Source organism: Pantoea sp. 22096 (assembly GCF_052045955.1).
In the GTDB taxonomy this organism is placed as follows: domain Bacteria; phylum Pseudomonadota; class Gammaproteobacteria; order Enterobacterales; family Enterobacteriaceae; genus Pantoea; species Pantoea alfalfae.
This window is the reverse complement of sequence record NZ_JBQEPW010000001.1, coordinates 1872515-1890278: the sequence shown is the minus strand read 5'-3', so window position 1 is coordinate 1890278 and position 17764 is coordinate 1872515. Positions and strand designations below refer to the sequence as shown.

General features: G+C 56.2%; 17 protein-coding genes. 16 read left to right on the top strand and 1 reads right to left on the bottom strand.

The genetic code is table 11. From position 1 onward, the window contains the following. Positions 1-2 precede the first annotated feature (2 nt). From ACTJKZ_RS08845 to nei, 11 genes are all read left to right on the top strand, one after another. On the top strand, positions 3-203 hold the full coding sequence (locus ACTJKZ_RS08845) for a DUF2517 family protein (RefSeq protein WP_013357130.1): 201 nt from the start codon (positions 3-5) through the stop codon (positions 201-203). Between the two features lie 154 nt (positions 204-357). After that, complete coding sequence (locus tag ACTJKZ_RS08840) at positions 358-1314, top strand: YbgA family protein (protein ID WP_161732118.1); 957 nt, start codon at positions 358-360, stop codon at positions 1312-1314. 12 nt (positions 1315-1326) lie between these two features. Then, positions 1327-2751 (top strand): deoxyribodipyrimidine photo-lyase, encoded by a 1425-nt coding sequence (gene phrB / locus ACTJKZ_RS08835; RefSeq protein ID WP_440829462.1) that lies wholly within the window; start codon positions 1327-1329, stop codon positions 2749-2751. 18 nt (positions 2752-2769) lie between these two features. Then, the gene (locus ACTJKZ_RS08830; protein WP_440829461.1) at positions 2770-3513 is read left to right on the top strand and encodes a type 2 GTP cyclohydrolase I; all 744 of its coding nucleotides are present in this window, start codon (positions 2770-2772) and stop codon (positions 3511-3513) included. A gap of 159 nt (positions 3514-3672) precedes the next feature. After that, complete coding sequence (gene pxpB / locus ACTJKZ_RS08825) at positions 3673-4329, top strand: 5-oxoprolinase subunit PxpB (protein ID WP_161732124.1); 657 nt, start codon at positions 3673-3675, stop codon at positions 4327-4329. Next, entirely contained in the window at positions 4323-5252 is a 930-nt protein-coding gene (gene pxpC / locus ACTJKZ_RS08820) for a 5-oxoprolinase subunit PxpC (protein ID WP_161732126.1), read from the top strand. Before pxpB ends, pxpC begins: the two co-directional genes overlap by 7 nt. Then, positions 5242-5979 (top strand): 5-oxoprolinase subunit PxpA, encoded by a 738-nt coding sequence (gene pxpA, locus ACTJKZ_RS08815; RefSeq protein ID WP_161732129.1) that lies wholly within the window; start codon positions 5242-5244, stop codon positions 5977-5979. The genes pxpC and pxpA overlap by 11 nt, the downstream gene beginning before the upstream one ends. A 51-nt stretch (positions 5980-6030) precedes the next feature. Continuing rightward, positions 6031-6759, top strand: coding sequence for a DUF969 domain-containing protein (locus ACTJKZ_RS08810; protein ID WP_161732131.1), 729 nt, complete (start codon positions 6031-6033; stop codon positions 6757-6759). Then, positions 6759-7775, top strand: a complete 1017-nt coding sequence (locus ACTJKZ_RS08805; RefSeq protein WP_161732133.1) for a DUF979 domain-containing protein — start codon at positions 6759-6761, stop codon at positions 7773-7775. Before ACTJKZ_RS08810 ends, ACTJKZ_RS08805 begins: the two co-directional genes overlap by 1 nt. A gap of 6 nt (positions 7776-7781) precedes the next feature. Beyond that, positions 7782-8429 carry a pyroglutamyl-peptidase I gene (gene pcp / locus ACTJKZ_RS08800; RefSeq protein ID WP_222924355.1) on the top strand — a complete coding sequence of 216 codons (648 nt, stop codon included), beginning with the start codon at positions 7782-7784 and terminating at the stop codon, positions 8427-8429. An 11-nt stretch (positions 8430-8440) separates the two neighbouring features. Beyond that, entirely contained in the window at positions 8441-9229 is a 789-nt protein-coding gene (gene nei, locus ACTJKZ_RS08795) for an endonuclease VIII (RefSeq protein ID WP_161732137.1), read from the top strand. Positions 9230-9596: 367 nt separating this feature from the next. Here the strand turns inward: nei and ACTJKZ_RS08790 are convergent, their stop codons facing one another. Next, positions 9597-10880 carry a citrate synthase gene (locus tag ACTJKZ_RS08790; protein ID WP_033731874.1) on the bottom strand — a complete coding sequence of 428 codons (1284 nt, stop codon included), beginning with the start codon at positions 10878-10880 and terminating at the stop codon, positions 9597-9599. 632 nt (positions 10881-11512) lie between these two features. Here ACTJKZ_RS08790 and sdhC point away from each other — a divergent pair. The 5 genes from sdhC to sucA all read left to right on the top strand — a co-directional run bounded on the left by sdhC (position 11513) and on the right by sucA (position 17749). Further along, positions 11513-11902: a succinate dehydrogenase cytochrome b556 subunit gene (sdhC, locus tag ACTJKZ_RS08785; RefSeq protein ID WP_029519433.1), complete on the top strand. Its 390-nt coding sequence runs from the start codon at positions 11513-11515 to the stop codon at positions 11900-11902. Continuing rightward, positions 11896-12243: a succinate dehydrogenase membrane anchor subunit gene (sdhD, locus tag ACTJKZ_RS08780; RefSeq protein WP_009091417.1), complete on the top strand. Its 348-nt coding sequence runs from the start codon at positions 11896-11898 to the stop codon at positions 12241-12243. Before sdhC ends, sdhD begins: the two co-directional genes overlap by 7 nt. Beyond that, on the top strand, positions 12244-14010 hold the full coding sequence (sdhA, locus tag ACTJKZ_RS08775) for a succinate dehydrogenase flavoprotein subunit (protein ID WP_161732139.1): 1767 nt from the start codon (positions 12244-12246) through the stop codon (positions 14008-14010). Positions 14011-14024: 14 nt separating this feature from the next. Next, positions 14025-14741, top strand: a complete 717-nt coding sequence (locus tag ACTJKZ_RS08770; protein ID WP_440829460.1) for a succinate dehydrogenase iron-sulfur subunit — start codon at positions 14025-14027, stop codon at positions 14739-14741. 200 nt (positions 14742-14941) lie between these two features. Next, positions 14942-17749 (top strand): 2-oxoglutarate dehydrogenase E1 component, encoded by a 2808-nt coding sequence (gene sucA / locus ACTJKZ_RS08765; protein WP_161732141.1) that lies wholly within the window; start codon positions 14942-14944, stop codon positions 17747-17749. Positions 17750-17764 lie beyond the last annotated feature (15 nt).

The window sequence follows — 17764 nt, the reverse complement described above, 5'->3', positions numbered from 1 at the left end:
CCATGTATCAGGCTTATCCACGTTATAAAATACTCGCACGCCGTACGCTGGTGGTTCTTCTCGGCGTTCTGGCTCTGCCTGTCATGTTGTTCCGACAGGATCGGGCGCGTTTCTACAGCTATCTGCATCGCGTCTGGTGTAAGACCAGTGCAAAGCCGGTCTGGCTGGCGCAGTCTGAAGCCGGTGGTGGCGCATTCTGGTAATGCGTCCTGCCACAGAACAGGCCTGGTCATCTGACCGGGCTTTTTTTTGCGTTTTTTCTGAGAATAAGCGGTCCGGAACCGCGTTTTACCCCTTTATTCCTGGCCATTTTGCGCTACACTTAAACCTCTACAAGATTTTAGAGGTTGTACAAGTATGAGCAAAAAAATCCCCGTTGGAATCAGTGCATGCCTGCTCGGCGATAGCGTGAGGTTTGATGGTGGCCATAAGCGTCTTACTTTTGCGACTGAGGATCTTACGCCATTTGTCCGCTTTGAGCCGATCTGTCCTGAAATGGCGATTGGACTGCCTACGCCGCGTCCGGCATTGCGTCTGGTAAAGCAGGGCGATGATGAGTTGCATCTTTGCTTCAGCAAAGACGGCGGCGAAGAAGTCACTGCTCAGATGCGTAACTGGTCTGCCGAGCGGGTCAAATCGCTGCATCATCTCTCCGGTTATATCCTGTGCGCCAAATCGCCCAGCTGTGGGATGGAGCGCGTGCGGGTCTACGAGCCTGACAACAACAACAACCGAAAAGTGGGCACCGGTATTTTTGCGGAGTTCCTGCAGCGTGAAATGCCCTGGCTGCCGCTGGAAGAAGATGGACGCCTGCACGATCCCGCCCTGCGTGAAAACTTTATTGGTCGTATCTGCGCACTGCACGAATTTAATCAGATGTGGGAAAACGGCCTGACCCGTCAGGGACTGATCGGCTTCCACAGTCGTTACAAACTGATGATGCTGGCGCACTCGCAGGAGAAATATCGCGAACTGGGGCCCTTTGTCGCCTCGATGAGCGAGTGGGACTCGCTGGATGCCTTTGCCTTTGAGTACCGTAATCGCATGATGGAACTGATGTCACGTCCCGCCTCACGTCGCAATCACACCAATGTGCTGATGCATGTGCAGGGCTACTTCCGCACGCATCTGAGTTCACCGCAGCGCCAGGAGCTGGCAACGCTGATTGACCGCTATCGTCAGGGCACACAGCCGCTACTGGTACCGATTACCATTCTTAAGCACTACATGGCCGAGTTCCCACATCCGTGGCTGGCACAGCAGCGCTATTTCGATCCCTATCCCGAAGCCTTGCGCTTACGCTACGGACAGTAATTCAGGAGGCGTATGACCACCCATCTGGTCTGGCTGCGTAATGATTTACGCATCAATGATAATCTGGCGCTCCACGCTGCCTGCAGCGACAGCAAAGCGAAAGTGATGGCGCTCTTCCTCGCTACGCCAGAACAGTGGCAGCAGCATGATATGTCCCCCAGGCAGGCGGCGTTTATTCACGCCAGTCTGTTGCAGGTGCAAAGTGCGCTGGCTGAGCGGGGCATTGAGTTGCACTATCAGGCGTGTCACGCCTTCAGCGACAGTATTGATGTGCTGGCAGAATTCTGTGAGAAGCATCAGGTCGATCAGCTCTTCTACAACTATCAGTATGAGGTTAACGAGCGTCAACGCGATGCAGAGGCGGAAAAGCGTCTTGACGATGCGGGCGTGATTTGTCAGGGCTTTGATGACAGCCTGCTGCTGCCACCAGGCAGTGTACAGAGTGGCGATCGCACGATGTATAAGGTCTTTACTCCCTTCAGCAAAGCCTTTGTCCGCCGTTTGCAGCAGAGTCTGCCGGAGTGCGTGCCTGCACCTAAGCCGCGCGACGGTGCGCCGCTGAAAACCGCCCCAATCCCTGCGTTTGACTATCTGACCGAAGCCTTTGATGAGGAACTGTTTCCCGCAGGCGAAGCGGCTGCCCTGAAGCGGTTGCGTCATTTCGCCACTCAACCCGTTATCGATTATCCCGCGAAGCGCGATCTTCCGGCGCTGGACGCCACCAGCCGTCTGTCGGTCTATCTGTCAACCGGCGTGCTGTCGCCACGTCAGTGCCTGCATCGCGTGCTGCATGAACATCCCGATGCGCTGGACAACAGTCGCGCATTTACCTGGCTGAACGAGCTGATCTGGCGTGAGTTCTACCGTCATCTGCTGGTGGCTTACCCGGCACTGTGTCGTCACAAGCCCTTTATCGACTGGACGCGTCACGTTGAATGGCAGCGTGACGACGCGCATTTCGAAGCCTGGAAAGCGGGAAAAACCGGCTATCCGATCGTCGATGCTGCAATGCGTCAGATGAAGGCGCTGGGCTGGATGCACAACCGTTTACGTATGATCACCGCCAGTTTCCTGGTCAAAGATCTGCTGATCGACTGGCGCGAAGGCGAACGCTATTTCATGCAGCAGCTGATTGATGGTGACCTGGCCGCAAACAATGGTGGCTGGCAGTGGGCGGCTTCCACTGGTACAGACTCAGCACCTTATTTCCGCATTTTTAACCCGACCACGCAGGGTGAGCGCTTTGATGAGCAGGGTGAGTTTATCCGTCACTATCTGCCGGAGCTGGCGGACGTCCCTGACAGCCATATTCACCAGCCTCATCTCTGGGCGGAAAAGAACAACAGGAAACTCGATTATCCGGCACCAATCGTGGATCATAAGGCAGCCCGTAAAAAGACATTAGACGCCTTTGAGCGCGCCAAAAGCGCCGCCTGAGGCCTCGAAGGAGCCTGAATGAATCATTACGAATTAGAGACATTGATCAATAAGCACCTCGATAGCCATAGCTTCAGTGATTATGCCCCCAACGGTTTGCAGGTTGAGGGACGTAACGAAGTCAGAACGATTATTACCGGTGTGACGGCCTGTCAGGCCCTGCTGGATGAGGCAGTCACACGTCAGGCCGATGCAATAATCGTCCATCATGGCTACTTCTGGAAAAGTGAACCGGCCGCGATTAAAGGCATGAAGCGCCGCCGTCTGCGGACGCTGCTGGCTAACGATATAAATCTCTATGGCTGGCACCTGCCGCTTGATGCGCATTCAGAACTGGGCAACAACGCCCAGCTGGCCAGACTGCTGGATATTGACGTACGTGGCGAAATCATGCCGCTGGTGTTCTGGGGTGAGCTGGCTGAGCCGATCTCGGGTGAACATCTGGCCCGCCGAATCGGCGATAAGCTGGGGCGTGAACCGCTGTATTGTGGTGATAACGCACCCGCGCTGATTCGTCGTATCGCCTGGTGCAGCGGTGGCGGACAGGGCTTTATCGACCAGGCTGCCGCTGCGGGCGTTGATGCCTACATCACCGGTGAAGTCTCTGAACAGACCATTCATAGTGCACGCGAGCAGGGGGTGCATTTCTTTGCCGCAGGCCATCACGCCACCGAGCGTGGCGGCGTAAAAGCGCTGGGTGAGTGGCTGGCACAACACCACAATCTTGACGTGACCTTCATCGATATACCTAATCCTGCCTGATTGTTTCTTCTGTCCTGCGCGCCTGCGCAGGACCTAAATCTGTTGACACATCCCTGCCACTTTCGCATAACTATTTGCTTTAAGTAGATAAGCCATCGGCTGATCGGGGCATCCGGTCAGGTCGGCCAGGCACGATCTCAATCAGGCAGGAGGTAGCTGTTGCAACGAGCACGGTGTTATTTATTGGGTGAACGCGCTGTCGTGCTGGAGCTGGAGCCGCCGGTCTCACTGGAGAGTCAGCAACGTATCTGGGGACTGAACCAGCGACTGCAGTCGTTTGCGGACGTGCTGGAGGTCATTCCCGGCATGAACAACATCACCCTGATCCTGCGTGATCCCCAGCAGAGTGCACTGGATGCGATAGAGCGGCTTCAGCGCTGGTGGGAAGAGAGTGAAGCGCAGTTGCCGGAGTCACGTCTGGTAGAGATCCCGGTGATTTACGGCGGCGAACATGGCCCCGATCTGACTGTGGTGGCGGAACATGCCGCGCTGACGCCCGGTCAGGTAGTTGAGCTGCACAGCAGCAGCGAGTATGTGGTGTTTTTTGTCGGTTTTCAGCCCGGTTTTCCCTATCTGGGCGGCCTGGATCCGCGCCTTCACATACCGCGTCGTGCGGAACCGAGAGTTGCGGTACCCGCCGGATCGGTTGGCATCGGCGGCAGCCAGACGGGCGTCTATCCGCTCGCTTCGCCCGGCGGCTGGCAACTGATCGGCCAGACGCGCACCGCGCTGTTTAATCCCCTGCAGCAGCCGCCCACACTGCTCCGTCCCGGTGACAGGGTTCGCTTTGTGCCGCAACAGGAGGGCATATGTTAAACATTCTGCGAGCCGGGCTGGCCGCCACCATCCAGGATGCAGGCCGCTACGGCTGGCGTCAGTATGGCATCAGCCCCGGCGGCGTGCTGGATCATCCCGCGATGTTCACCGCTAACGTGCTGGTGGGCAATGCGCCTGATAGCGCGGTGCTGGAGCTGGTGCTCGGCCAGTTTAAAGCGGAGTTTACCCGCGACGGCTGGTTCGCGCTGACTGGCGCAGGCTGCCATGCGGAGCTGGATGGTCAGCCGGTCTGGACGGGCTGGCGTACCCCGGTGAAACGCGGGCAGGTCCTGTCGCTGGCGATGCCGCAGCGCGGCATGCGCAGCTATCTGGCAGTGCAGGGCGGTTTTGACATCCCTGAGGTGCTCGGCTCAGCCAGCACCGATCTGAAAGCAAAATTTGGCGGATTTCAGGGGCGTACCTTACGGGATGGCGATCAGATCCCGCTGGGTAAACCGACGCGTCAGTTCGATCGCAAAGTCGGGGTGCGGCAACTGCTGTGGGGCAACCGCATCCGCGCACTGCCTGGCCCGGAGTATCACGAGTTCAGTCCCGACGCGCAGCAGGCGTTCTGGCGCACCGCATGGAAACTCAGCCCGCAAAGCAACCGGATGGGATACCGGCTTGAGGGACGTGAGCTTAAACGTGAAAGTCCGCGTGAGCTGCTGTCACATGGTGTGATGCCGGGTGTGATTCAGGTGCCGCCGAATGGACAGCCTATCGTGCTGATGGCGGATGCCCAGACCACCGGCGGCTATCCGCGTATCGCCTCCGTCATCGAAGCCGATCTCTACCATCTGGCGCAAATCCGCCTCGGTGAGCCGATTCACTTTATTCACTGCACGCTGCCGGAAGCGATGCTGGCACGCCAGCATCAGCAACGCGCGCTGGACCAGATGAAATGGGGACTCCATGAAAATTGATTTAAACGCCGACCTGGGCGAAGGCTGTGCCAGCGATCAGGCGTTGCTGGAGCTGGTGAGTTCCGCCAACATCGCCTGTGGCTTTCACGCAGGGGATGCGCAGACCATGCTGCAGTCGGTGCGCTGGGCGCACGCATGCGGCGTCGCTATCGGCGCGCATCCTGCTTTCCCCGATCGGGAGAACTTTGGCCGCAGTGCCATGCAACTGCCACCTGAAACGGTCTATGCCCAGATGATCTACCAGATTGGCGCGCTGAAAAGCCTGGCAGAGAGCGAAGGTGCGCGGCTGGTTCACGTTAAGCCGCACGGCATGCTCTATAACCAGGCCGCGGCTGATCCGGTGCTGGCAGACGCCATTGCCCGCGCCATCCGTGCTGTCGACAGTCAGCTGATTGTGGTGGGACTGGCGAACAGCGAATCGATACGTGCCGCGTCGCACTACGACTTACGCACGCGGGAAGAGGTCTTTGCCGATCGTGGCTATCTCAGCAGCGGTGCGCTGGTGCCGCGCAGCGAGCCCGGCGCACTGATTGACGATGAGCAGCAGGCTATCGATCAGACGCTGACGATGGTGCAGCAGGGCAAAGTGAAAAGTATTACAGGAGAATGGGTGGCAGTGAATGCGCAGACCGTCTGCTTACATGGCGACGGCGCACACGCCCTGCAGTTTGCCCAGCGGTTGCGTGATGCGTTTGCCAAACAGCAGATCCGTGTCACCAGCGCCTGAAAACAACACTTAGCCCGGCTTATGTCGGGTTTTTAACTCTGGGGGAAATCCATGGAAAGTGCAGTGAATCTCTGGCCTTTACTGGGCATTGCCGCGATCGTTGTCGGCTTCGTATTACGTTTTAACCCGGTGCTGGTGGTAATTGTCGCCGGATTTGTGACCGGTCTGGCGGCGATGATGCCGCTGGCTGACATTCTGGAAAAGCTTGGCGCGGGGTTTCTTAACACCCGTAACCTGCCGCTGATTCTGCTGCTGCCACTGGCGGTCATTGGGCTGCTGGAGCGTCACGGGCTGAAGGAGCGGGCACAGGCGTGGATTGCTCAGATCAAAACCGCCACCGCCGGACGTCTGCTGATTGTCTACCTGTTTGTGCGTGAAATCACGGCGGCACTGGGGTTAACCAGTCTCGGCGGACATCCGCAGATGGTGCGTCCATTGCTCGCACCGATGGCAGAAGGCGCCACTGAAAACCGCTACGGCGAAATCACACCTGAGCTGCGGCACAAGCTGCGTGCCATGTCAGCAGCCACCGACAACGTCGGCCTGTTCTTTGGTGAGGATATCTTCGTGGCGTTTGGTGCGATTATTTTTATGCACAACTTCATGCAGGAGTCGGCCGGGATTCAGACCGAACCGCTGCACATTGCGTTATGGGGCATTCCGACCGCTGTAGCCGCGTTCCTGATCCACTCGGCACGTCTGGTGCGACTCGATCGTCAGCTGGCGCGTGAGCTGCAACAGCTCAACAGCCAGGCGCTGAAAGCCAAAGGAGGTCAGTAATGTTCCAGCAACAATATCTGATGTGGCTGGCAGGCATTATCCTGCTGGTAGTAGCCATCCTCTCCTGGCGTGACAGCGCTAATCCGCGTCGCTTTACCACCGGACTGTTCTGGGCCTTGTATGGCCTGGTATTCCTGGTGGGTGACTGGACGACGCAGCTGATGAGCAGCCTGATGGGCTCGGACGCGGCGGGCACCCGAATGCTGCACATCACTATCGGTGTCATTGTGGTGATAATGGCGCTGATTGCCGGTCTGGGTGGGGTCCGGCTGGGGCGCTATCATCAGCGCAGCGATGAAGAGAAGCAGGCCAGTGCGCTGCGTCTGCGCAACAAACTGTTTCTGCCTGCGCTGGCCATTCCGGTCGTGACCGTGGTCGGCGTGCTGGCGTTTAATCATATTCCCGGTCTGCAGGATGTGGTGTTCGGTCCCGGGAATCACGCCACGCTGGTGACATTGTTTTCAATGATGGTCGGCTGTGTCATTGGCTGGCTGGTGGCGTTGAAACTGACCCATGAAAAACCGGTGCAGTCGATGCAGGAGACCCGTCGCCTGCTGGATTCGATTGGCTGGGCCTTTATCCTGCCGCAGATCCTTGCCACCCTGGGACTGCTGTTTACCAGTGCGGGCGTGGGCAGTGCCATTTCGCATCTGACCGAAACCTGGCTGGCGGTGGATAACCGCTTTATCGCGGTAACGGTCTATGCCGTCGGAATGGCGCTGTTAACCATGATCATGGGTAACGCGTTTGCGGCGTTTCCGATTATCACCGCAGGCGTTGGCATCCCGATTCTGGTGCTGCAGCACGGCGGAAATCCGGCAGTGATGGCGGCGATTGGTATGTTTTCCGGCTACTGCGGTACGCTGATGACGCCGATGGCGGCCAACTTCAATATTGTCCCGGCGGCGCTGCTGGAGTTGCCCGACCGTAACGCGGTGATCAAAGCTCAGATTCCAACCGGTGTGCTACTGTTAATCGTTAACATTTTCCTGCTCTATTTCCTGATGTTCCTGTGAGGCTGCATGAAAACTGTCCTGATGACCGCCTTTGAACCCTTTGGCGGTGAAACGATTAATCCCTCCTGGGAAGCGGTGCGCGCACTGGAAGGCAAACAGATTGGCGGGGCGACGATAGTGATCCGTCAGCTGCCGGTGGTGTTCAGTGAGGTACTCCACGTGCTGAACCAGGCGCTGGAAGAGGTCAAACCGGATGCGGTGCTGTCGGTCGGGCAAGCGGGCGGCCGCAGCGACATTACCGTTGAACGTATCGGTATCAATGTCGATGACGCCCGCATCCCGGACAACGCTGGTCATCAGCCGGTGGATGAACCGATTGTGGCTGGCGGCCCGGCAGCCTATTTTTCCCGTCTGCCAATCAAAGCGATTGTTGCCGCGGTGCGTAAAGCGGGCATTCCCGCATCGGTTTCGCAGACGGCGGGCACCTTCACCTGTAACCGGGTGATGTATGGCCTGCTGCACTGGCTGGAGCAGCAGAAGAGCCCGGCGCGCGGTGGCTTTATTCATATTCCTTATTTGCCTGAACAGGCGGCGCTCCATCCTGGTGCGCCGAGCATGGCGGTCGCGACCATTATTCAGGCGCTGGAGATTGCGGTAAACGTCACGCTGGAGACCGGCGACGATATCAAACAGGCTGGCGGCGCCACCCATTAAGAGGAAGAACGATGCCTGAAGGACCGGAAATTCGCCGCGTGGCGGATAAGCTTGAAACTGCCATCGTGGGTCAGCCGTTAACCGAAGCGTGGTTTGCGTTTCCTCAGCTTAAAACTTACGAACCCTCGCTGATTGGTGAGCAGGTGCAGGCGATTGAGACGCGGGGAAAAGCGCTGCTGACACATTTCAGCAATGGCCTGACGCTTTACAGTCATAACCAGCTTTATGGTGTCTGGCGCATCGTGAAACCCGATACTGAACTGAATACCACACGCCAGTTGCGGGTGCGGCTGGCGACGGCGAGCAAAGCAATTCTGCTTTATAGTGCCTCCGATATTGAACTGCTCAACGCAGATACGCTGGCGGCGCATCCGTTTCTGACCCGCATCGGACCGGATGTGCTGAACAGCCAGCTTAGCGTGGAAGAAGTGAAAGAGCGGCTGCTGTCACCCCGTTTCCGGCGGCGGCAGTTCAGTGGTCTGCTGCTGGATCAGGCTTTTCTGGCCGGGCTGGGAAACTACCTGCGCGCCGAGATTCTCTGGCTGGCGCAGCTGCTGCCCAATCATCGGGCGCAGGATCTCACTGAAGATCAGCTGACTGCTTTCAGCGAGGCGCTGCTGTCGGTGCCGCGTCATGCCTATCGGATGCGTGGAACCATGAAGAAATATCATGAGGAAGCAGCGTTTCAGTTTGAGGTTTTTCATCGTCAGGGCAAAAAATGCCGGCGCTGTGGCACAGTGATTGAGAAGGGCACGCTTTCATCACGGCCTTTTTACTGGTGTCCGGGTTGCCAGAGATAGAGGCGGCCGCATTGGGGAACAAAACAGGAAAAGGTTCTTACTGCAAACAGCTGACAAACCCGAATCCGGGAGAGTCCAGCCGCTACGAAGAAGTCTGACGCGCAGGGAATACGGTCAGAGGAGGAAAGCGTCCCGCCGCCCGGATAAAAACGTCGGGAGCGTTTTTGAACAACGCAATGCGTTGGCCCGGCTACGGGCGCACCTCAGGGATGAGGTGCGTAATCGCGCGGGCCGAGCGTGTCATGGATGACGGCTTTTGCGTCTTTCCAATCTGACCATGTTCTCTACGCAGGCGCGGTATCACAGCCAACCGCCCCGGCTTTAAAGCAACATCAGGCGGAGATCCCTCTCCGCTATCCACTGAGCCTTACTTTTTCAGCTGTGAGCTGAATTCGCGCTCGGTATAACCGGTGTAGAGCTGACGTGGACGGGCAATCTTCATGCCTTCGTCGTGCATCTCTTTCCAGTGGGCAATCCAGCCAACCGTACGGGCCATCGCGAAGATCACCGTAAACATGGACGAAGGAATACCCATCGCTTTCAGAATGATACCGGAGTAGAAATCCACGTTTGGATAAAGTTTACGCTCGATGAAGTACGGGTCGTTCAGCGCAATGTGTTCCAGCTCCATCGCCACTTCCAGCAGATCATCCTTCATACCCAGTTCATTCAGAACCTCATGGCAGGTATCGCGCATCACGGTCGCGCGTGGATCGTAATTTTTGTAAACGCGGTGACCAAAGCCCATCAGACGGAATGAATCATTCTTGTCTTTAGCGCGTTTAACAAATTCCGGGATGTGCTCAACGGTGCTGATCTCTTCCAGCATACGCAGAGTCGCTTCGTTGGCACCGCCGTGCGCCGGTCCCCACAGGGAGGCGATCCCGGCGGCGATACAGGCAAACGGATTCGCGCCGCTTGAACCGGCGGTACGTACGGTAGAGGTTGAAGCGTTCTGCTCATGGTCAGCATGCAGAATCAGGATACGGTCCATAGCGCGTTCCAGCACCGGATTCACTTTGTACTCTTCGCACGGCGTAGCAAACATCATATGCAGGAAGTTACCGGCGTAAGAGAGGTCATTGCGTGGATAGACAAACGGCTGGCCGATTGAATATTTGTAACACATCGCTGCCATGGTCGGCATCTTAGAGAGCAGACGGAATGCCGCGATTTCGCGGTGGCGCTCAATGTTTACATCCAGTGAATCGTGGTAAAACGCAGCCAGTGCGCCGGTCACGCCGCACATTACCGCCATAGGATGCGAGTCACGACGGAAGCCGTGGAACAGACGGGTAATCTGCTCATGAATCATGGTGTGGCGGGTAACCGTGGTTCGGAACTCATCAAACTGTTTCTGGTCCGGCGCTTCGCCATTCAGCAGGATGTAGCAGACTTCCAGGTAGTTAGAGTGGGTCGCCAGCTGAGAAATCGGGAAACCACGGTGCAGCAGGATACCTTCATCACCATCGATAAAAGTGATAGCAGATTCACAGGACGCTGTAGACGTAAAACCGGGATCGAAGGTGAACAGGCCACTTGAACCCAGAGCGCGGACATCAACCACATCCTGACCCAGCGTGCCTTTAAGCACGTCCAGTTCAATAGATGTTCCATCTTGCAGGGTTAGCGTTACTTTTTTATCTGTCATTTTCGTCTCCATAGCGCCTTATGTAGGTAAGGATCTTTAGACACCTGAAACGCGTTCATGTTGCGGTTGGCAAAACTACACAGTATCACTCTGCGGGGATAAAGCGGGTGCAGGGTACAGAGTGAGCGACGCGTTCCCAGCGGGAACCGGTGAGCCATGGACATGCTGCATATCGCGGTTGTTAAAGATCCGGTCAGGATATAACTTCTTGGTAACCAATAACCTGATGCTTTTTAATGCTCATTATCGCAATGTTACATAACTTGCGCTTAGGGGAAAGTGTATCCCCATAACTTTTGTGCATCATAGGAATTTACAGGCTTAGTTTGTAACTGAATTGTTGAACTATTGTCAAATCAGATAATTAAAATTGTATCAATTGTGAAAATCGTGAGTAGGATCACTGTTCCACCTAAAATATACCAAAGAGTTTGTAGGGGAATTGTAATCAGAATGTGATCCTCCTATACTCCTGGCAGGTCTCCGGAACACCCTGACACCAGGAGCCACCCAGCGTTTACTACCGCGTCAATTAACACTGGATGTTGCTTGTTTGGTGACGGTTAAGTCTGCCACACGTTGTGATTAGACTCCGCCTCAGGTCCGGAGGAAGCAAAATAAAAAAGAGCTGTGTGGGCAAAACCGTGAAAAAACAAAGACCTGTCAACTTGGATCTCTCGACGATCCGGTTTCCCGTTACTGCAATATCGTCCATTCTTCACCGCGTCTCCGGCGTAATCACTCTGGTTGCCATTGGCATCCTGCTGTGGCTGCTCGGTCTCTCTCTCTCTTCTCCTGAAGGTTTCCAGCACGCTGCATCCATCATGGATGGCTTCTTCGCGAAGTTCATCATGTGGGGCATCTTAACCGCGCTGGCCTATCACGCGGTGAGCGGGATTCGTCATATGTTGATGGATTTTGGTTATCTGGCTGAAACGCTGCAGGTTGGTAAGCGTTCTGCTCATATGACTTTTGTGATCACTGTCGTGCTGGCAATTCTGGCGGGAGTCCTCGTATGGTAAGCAATGCATCCGCATTGGGTCGCAACGGCATTCAGGACTGGCTGCTGCTGCGGGCAACTGCAATTCTCATTACGCTCTACATCGTCTACATCCTCGGTTTCGTTGTGATGACAGACACGCTGACTTATGACCTGTGGCGTGGCTTCTTCGCTTCCGCATTCACTAAAGTGTTCACGCTGCTGACGCTGTTCTCCATTCTGATTCATGGCTGGATCGGCATGTGGCAGGTGTTAACAGACTACGTCAAATCACTGCCAACGCGCTTGTTGTTGCAGTTTGTGATTGTCGTGGCGCTGCTGTGGTATGCGATTTATGGATTTGTTGTGGTGTGGGGTGTGTAAATGAGTTTGCCAATCAGAGAGTTTGATGCCGTGGTGATCGGCGCAGGTGGCGCAGGTATGCGGGCCGCACTGCAAATCTCCCAGGCCGGTCAGAGCTGTGCCCTGTTATCTAAAGTTTTCCCGACCCGTTCCCACACTGTATCTGCGCAGGGCGGTATTACCGTTGCGCTGGGTAATACCCATGAAGATAACTGGGAATGGCATATGTACGACACCGTCAAAGGTTCCGACTACATCGGTGACCAGGACGCGATTGAATATATGTGTAAAACCGGCCCGGAAGCAATTCTGGAACTGGAACACATGGGCCTGCCGTTCTCGCGTCTGGAAGATGGTCGTGTCTATCAGCGTCCGTTTGGTGGTCAGTCAAAGAACTTCGGCGGCGAGCAGGCGGCACGTACCGCTGCAGCAGCTGACCGTACCGGCCACGCCCTGTTGCATACTCTTTACCAGCAGAACCTGAAAAACAAAACCACCATCTTCTCTGAGTGGTATGCACTGGATCTGGTGAAAAACGCCGAGGGCGCAGTGGTGGGTTGTACCGCTATCTGCATCGAAACCGGCGAAACCGTCTATTTCAAAGCAAAAGCGACCATTCTGGCCACCGGCGGCGCGGGCCGTATCTATCAGTCCACCACCAATGCACACATCAACACCGGCGACGGCGTGGGTATGGCACTGCGTGCGGGCGTGCCGGTGCAGGATATGGAGATGTGGCAGTTCCACCCAACCGGTATTGCTGGTGCGGGCGTGCTGGTCACCGAGGGCTGCCGTGGTGAAGGCGGTTATCTGCTGAACAAACATGGCGAACGCTTCATGGAGCGTTATGCGCCAAACGCTAAAGATCTGGCGGGCCGCGACGTGGTTGCGCGCTCAATGATGATTGAAATCCGTGAAGGTCGCGGCTGTGACGGTCCGTGGGGCCCGCACATCAAACTGAAACTCGATCACCTGGGTAAAGAGGTGCTTGAGTCACGTCTGCCTGGCATCCTCGAGCTGTCACGCACCTTTGCTCACGCCGATCCAGTCAAAGAACCTATCCCGGTCATTCCGACCTGCCACTACATGATGGGCGGTATTCCGACTAAAGTGACCGGTCAGGCACTGCGTGTGAATGAGCAGGGTGAAGATGTGGTAATTCCTGGCCTGTTCGCTGTCGGCGAAATTGCCTGCGTATCGGTACACGGTGCCAACCGGCTTGGCGGTAACTCACTGCTCGACCTGGTGGTCTTTGGCCGCGCAGCGGGTCTGCATCTGCTGGAGAGTATTCAGGAGCAGGGCGAACTGCGTGACGCTACGGAAGATGAGATTGCCGTTGCGATGGCGCGCTTCAACCGCTGGGAAAACAATACCACGGGTGAAGACCCGGTTGAGATTCGTAAAGCGCTGCAACGCTGCATGCAGAATAACTTCTCTGTATTCCGCGAAGGCGACGCGATGGCGCAGGGTCTGGAAGAGCTGAAAGAGATTCGCCAGCGTCTGAAATCAGCGCGTCTGGATGACCGCTCACCGGATTTCAACACCCAGCGTATTGAGTGTCTGGAACTGGATAACCTGATGGAAACGGCCTTTGCCACGGCGGTCGCGGCTAACTACCGCACCGAGAGCCGCGGTGCGCACAGTCGCTTCGACTTCCCGGATCGTGATGATGAAAACTGGCTGTGCCACAGTCTTTATGTCCCGGAAACCGAAAGCATGACGCGCCGTGAGGTGAACATGCAGCCGAAACTGCGCGCGGCGTTCCCGCCGAAAGTGCGTACCTACTAATTTCGGAGACGATCATGAGACTCGAGTTTTCAATTTATCGCTACAATCCGGACGTCGATGACAAGCCGCGCATGCAGGATTACACCCTGGAGTCGGAAGATGGTCGCGACATGATGCTGCTGGACGCGCTGATTCGCCTGAAAGAGAAAGATCCGACGCTGGCGTTTCGTCGCTCCTGTCGTGAAGGCGTCTGCGGCTCGGATGGCCTCAACATGAACGGTAAAAACGGACTGGCCTGCATTACGCCGATCTCGGCACTGGGCAACGGCAAACAGAAAATCGTTATCCGTCCATTGCCAGGTTTACCGGTTGTGCGTGACCTGGTCGTAGACATGAGCCAGTTTTATGCTCAGTATGAGAAAATTAAGCCTTTCCTGTTGAATAATGGGGAAAATCCGCCAGCACGTGAACATCTGCAGATGCCGGAAGAACGTGAACACCTGGATGGCCTGTACGAGTGTATTCTCTGTGCCTGCTGCTCAACCTCATGCCCATCATTCTGGTGGAACCCTGAGAAGTTCATCGGTCCTGCCGGCCTGCTGGCGGCATACCGTTTCCTGATTGACAGCCGCGACACCGAAACGGATGCGCGTCTCGACAATCTGAATGATGCTTTCAGCGTATTCCGCTGTCACAGTATCATGAACTGTGTGAGCGTCTGTCCGAAAGGACTGAACCCGACGCGCGCCATCGGCCATATCAAGTCGATGCTGCTGCAGCGCGGCGCATAAGCAGTCTTCGCCGGGAACCTCAGGTTCCCGGTGTTTTACGGAAGCCTCTGTAAGCGCGGTGATGACCACGTTTACAAAGGTTCCCTTACGGGCCACGCGCGCTGCGCAGAGTGCTCGTATCGCTGAACTCACTACGGCAAACCGCGAAAGCGGCAACAAATGAAACCTCAAAAAAGCATAGCAATGCTTAAGGGATCACAATGCAGAACAGCGCGATGAAGCCCTGGCTGGACTCTTCCTGGCTGGCCGGCGCGAATCAGTCTTACATAGAGCAGCTCTATGAGGATTTCCTGACCGATCCTGACTCTGTCGATGCAGTGTGGCGCTCGATGTTCCAACAGTTACCGGGCACCGGAATGAAACCTGAGCAGTTTCACTCCACCACACGTGAGTACTTCCGTCGCCTGGCGAAAGACGCATCTCGTTACACCTCATCTGTCTCCGATCCGGAAACCAACTCCAAGCAAGTAAAAGTGCTGCAGCTGATCAACGCGTTTCGTTTTCGCGGTCACCAGCATGCGAATCTCGATCCGCTTGGCCTGTGGAAACAGGATCGGGTGGCCGATCTTGATCCGGCTTTTCATGACCTGACCGAGGCCGATTTTCAGGAAAGCTTTAACGTCGGCTCTTTTGCCATCGGTAAAGAGACCATGAAGCTGGCCGATCTCTTCGACGCGCTGACACAGACGTACTGTGGCTCAATCGGTGCGGAATATATGCACATCAACAACACGGATGAGAAACGCTGGATCCAGCAGCGTCTTGAGTCTGTAGCGGGCCGTGCAGCGTTCAGCAACGAAGAGAAAAAAGGTTTCCTGAAAGAGCTGACCGCGGCAGAAGGGCTGGAAAAATATCTCGGGGCTAAATTCCCGGGTGCCAAACGCTTCTCGCTGGAAGGCGGCGATGCGCTGGTGCCCATGCTGCGCGAAATGATCCGTCACGCCGGTAAGAGCGGTACCCGTGAAGTCGTGCTGGGTATGGCGCACCGTGGTCGTCTCAACGTGCTGATCAACGTGCTGGGTAAAAAGCCACAGGACCTGTTCGACGAGTTCGCCGGTAAGCATAAAGAGCATCTGGGCACCGGTGACGTGAAGTACCACATGGGCTTCTCTTCTGATGTGGAAACCGAAGGCGGTCTGGTTCACCTGGCGCTAGCGTTTAACCCGTCACACCTGGAGATCGTCAGCCCGGTCGTCATGGGTTCTGTGCGTGCCCGTCTGGACCGTCTGGACGAGCCTGCCAGCAATAAAGTCTTACCGATCACCATTCATGGTGACGCGGCGGTGATTGGCCAGGGTGTGGTTCAGGAAACCCTGAACATGTCACAGGCACGCGGTTATGAAGTGGGCGGTACCGTTCGCATCGTCATCAACAACCAGGTTGGCTTCACCACCTCCAATCCGAAAGATGCGCGTTCGACCCCTTACTGCACCGACATCGGCAAAATGGTGCTGGCACCGATTTTCCACGTGAACGCAGATGATCCGGAAGCGGTCGCCTTTGTGACCCGTCTGGCGCTCGACTATCGCAATACCTTTAAGCGTGATGTGTTTATCGATCTGGTCTGCTATCGCCGTCATGGTCACAACGAGGCGGATGAGCCAAGTGCGACCCAGCCGCTGATGTATCAGAAAATCAAAAAACACCCGACGCCGCGTAAAATCTACGCCGACCGTCTGGAAGGTGAAGCCGTCGCCACGCAGGAAGATGCGACCGAAATGGTCAATCTTTATCGTGATGCGCTGGATGCGGGCGAGTGCGTGGTGCCGGAATGGCGTCCGATGAGCCTGCACTCCTTTACCTGGTCACCTTACCTGAATCATGAGTGGGATGAACCTTACCCGGCTCAGGTCGACATGAAACGTCTGAAGGAACTGGCGCTGCGTATCAGCCAGGTGCCTGAAGAGGTGGAAGTGCAGTCGCGTGTTGCCAAGATTTATAACGACCGTCGCCTGATGGCTGAAGGCGAGAAAGCCTTTGACTGGGGCGGCGCGGAAAACCTGGCCTATGCCACGCTGGTTGATGAAGGCATTCCGGTGCGTCTGTCGGGTGAAGATACCGGTCGCGGAACCTTCTTCCATCGTCACGCGGTAGTCCATAACCAGGCGAACGGCTCAACCTATACCCCTCTGCATCATGTGCACAGCGGCCAGGGCCAGTTCAAAGTCTGGGACTCCGTGCTGTCAGAGGAAGCGGTGCTGGCCTTTGAATATGGTTACGCCACCGCAGAGCCGCGCATCCTGACCATCTGGGAAGCGCAGTTTGGTGACTTCGCCAACGGCGCACAGGTTGTTATCGACCAGTTCATCAGCTCCGGTGAGCAGAAATGGGGCCGGATGTGTGGCCTGGTGATGCTGCTGCCGCACGGTTATGAAGGTCAGGGGCCAGAGCACTCCTCTGCGCGCCTGGAACGTTATCTGCAACTCTGTGCTGAGCAGAACATGCAGGTCTGCGTGCCGTCTACCCCTGCGCAGGTTTACCATATGCTGCGTCGTCAGGCGCTGCGCGGTATGCGTCGTCCGCTGATTGTGATGTCGCCGAAATCACTGCTGCGTCATCCGCTGGCCATCTCCACGCTGGATGAACTGGCTAACGGCAGCTTCCAGCCGGCGATTGGCGAAGTCGATGATCTGGATCCGCAGGGCGTGAAACGCGTCGTGCTGTGCTCCGGTAAAGTCTATTACGACCTGCTGGAGCAGCGTCGTAAAAATGAGCAGACCGATGTGGCTATCGTGCGCATCGAGCAGCTCTATCCGTTCCCGCATCACGCGGTACAGGAAGCATTAAAAGCGTATGCTCACGTGCAGGATTTTGTCTGGTGTCAGGAAGAGCCACTGAATCAGGGCGCCTGGTATTGCAGCCAGCATCATTTCCGTGAAGTTGTGCCGTTTGGTGCCACTTTACGTTATGCAGGCCGCCCGGCATCTGCCTCACCGGCCGTGGGTTACATGTCCGTACACCAACAACAGCAGCAAGACCTGGTTAATGACGCGCTGAACGTTAATTAATTAAAAGGAAAGATA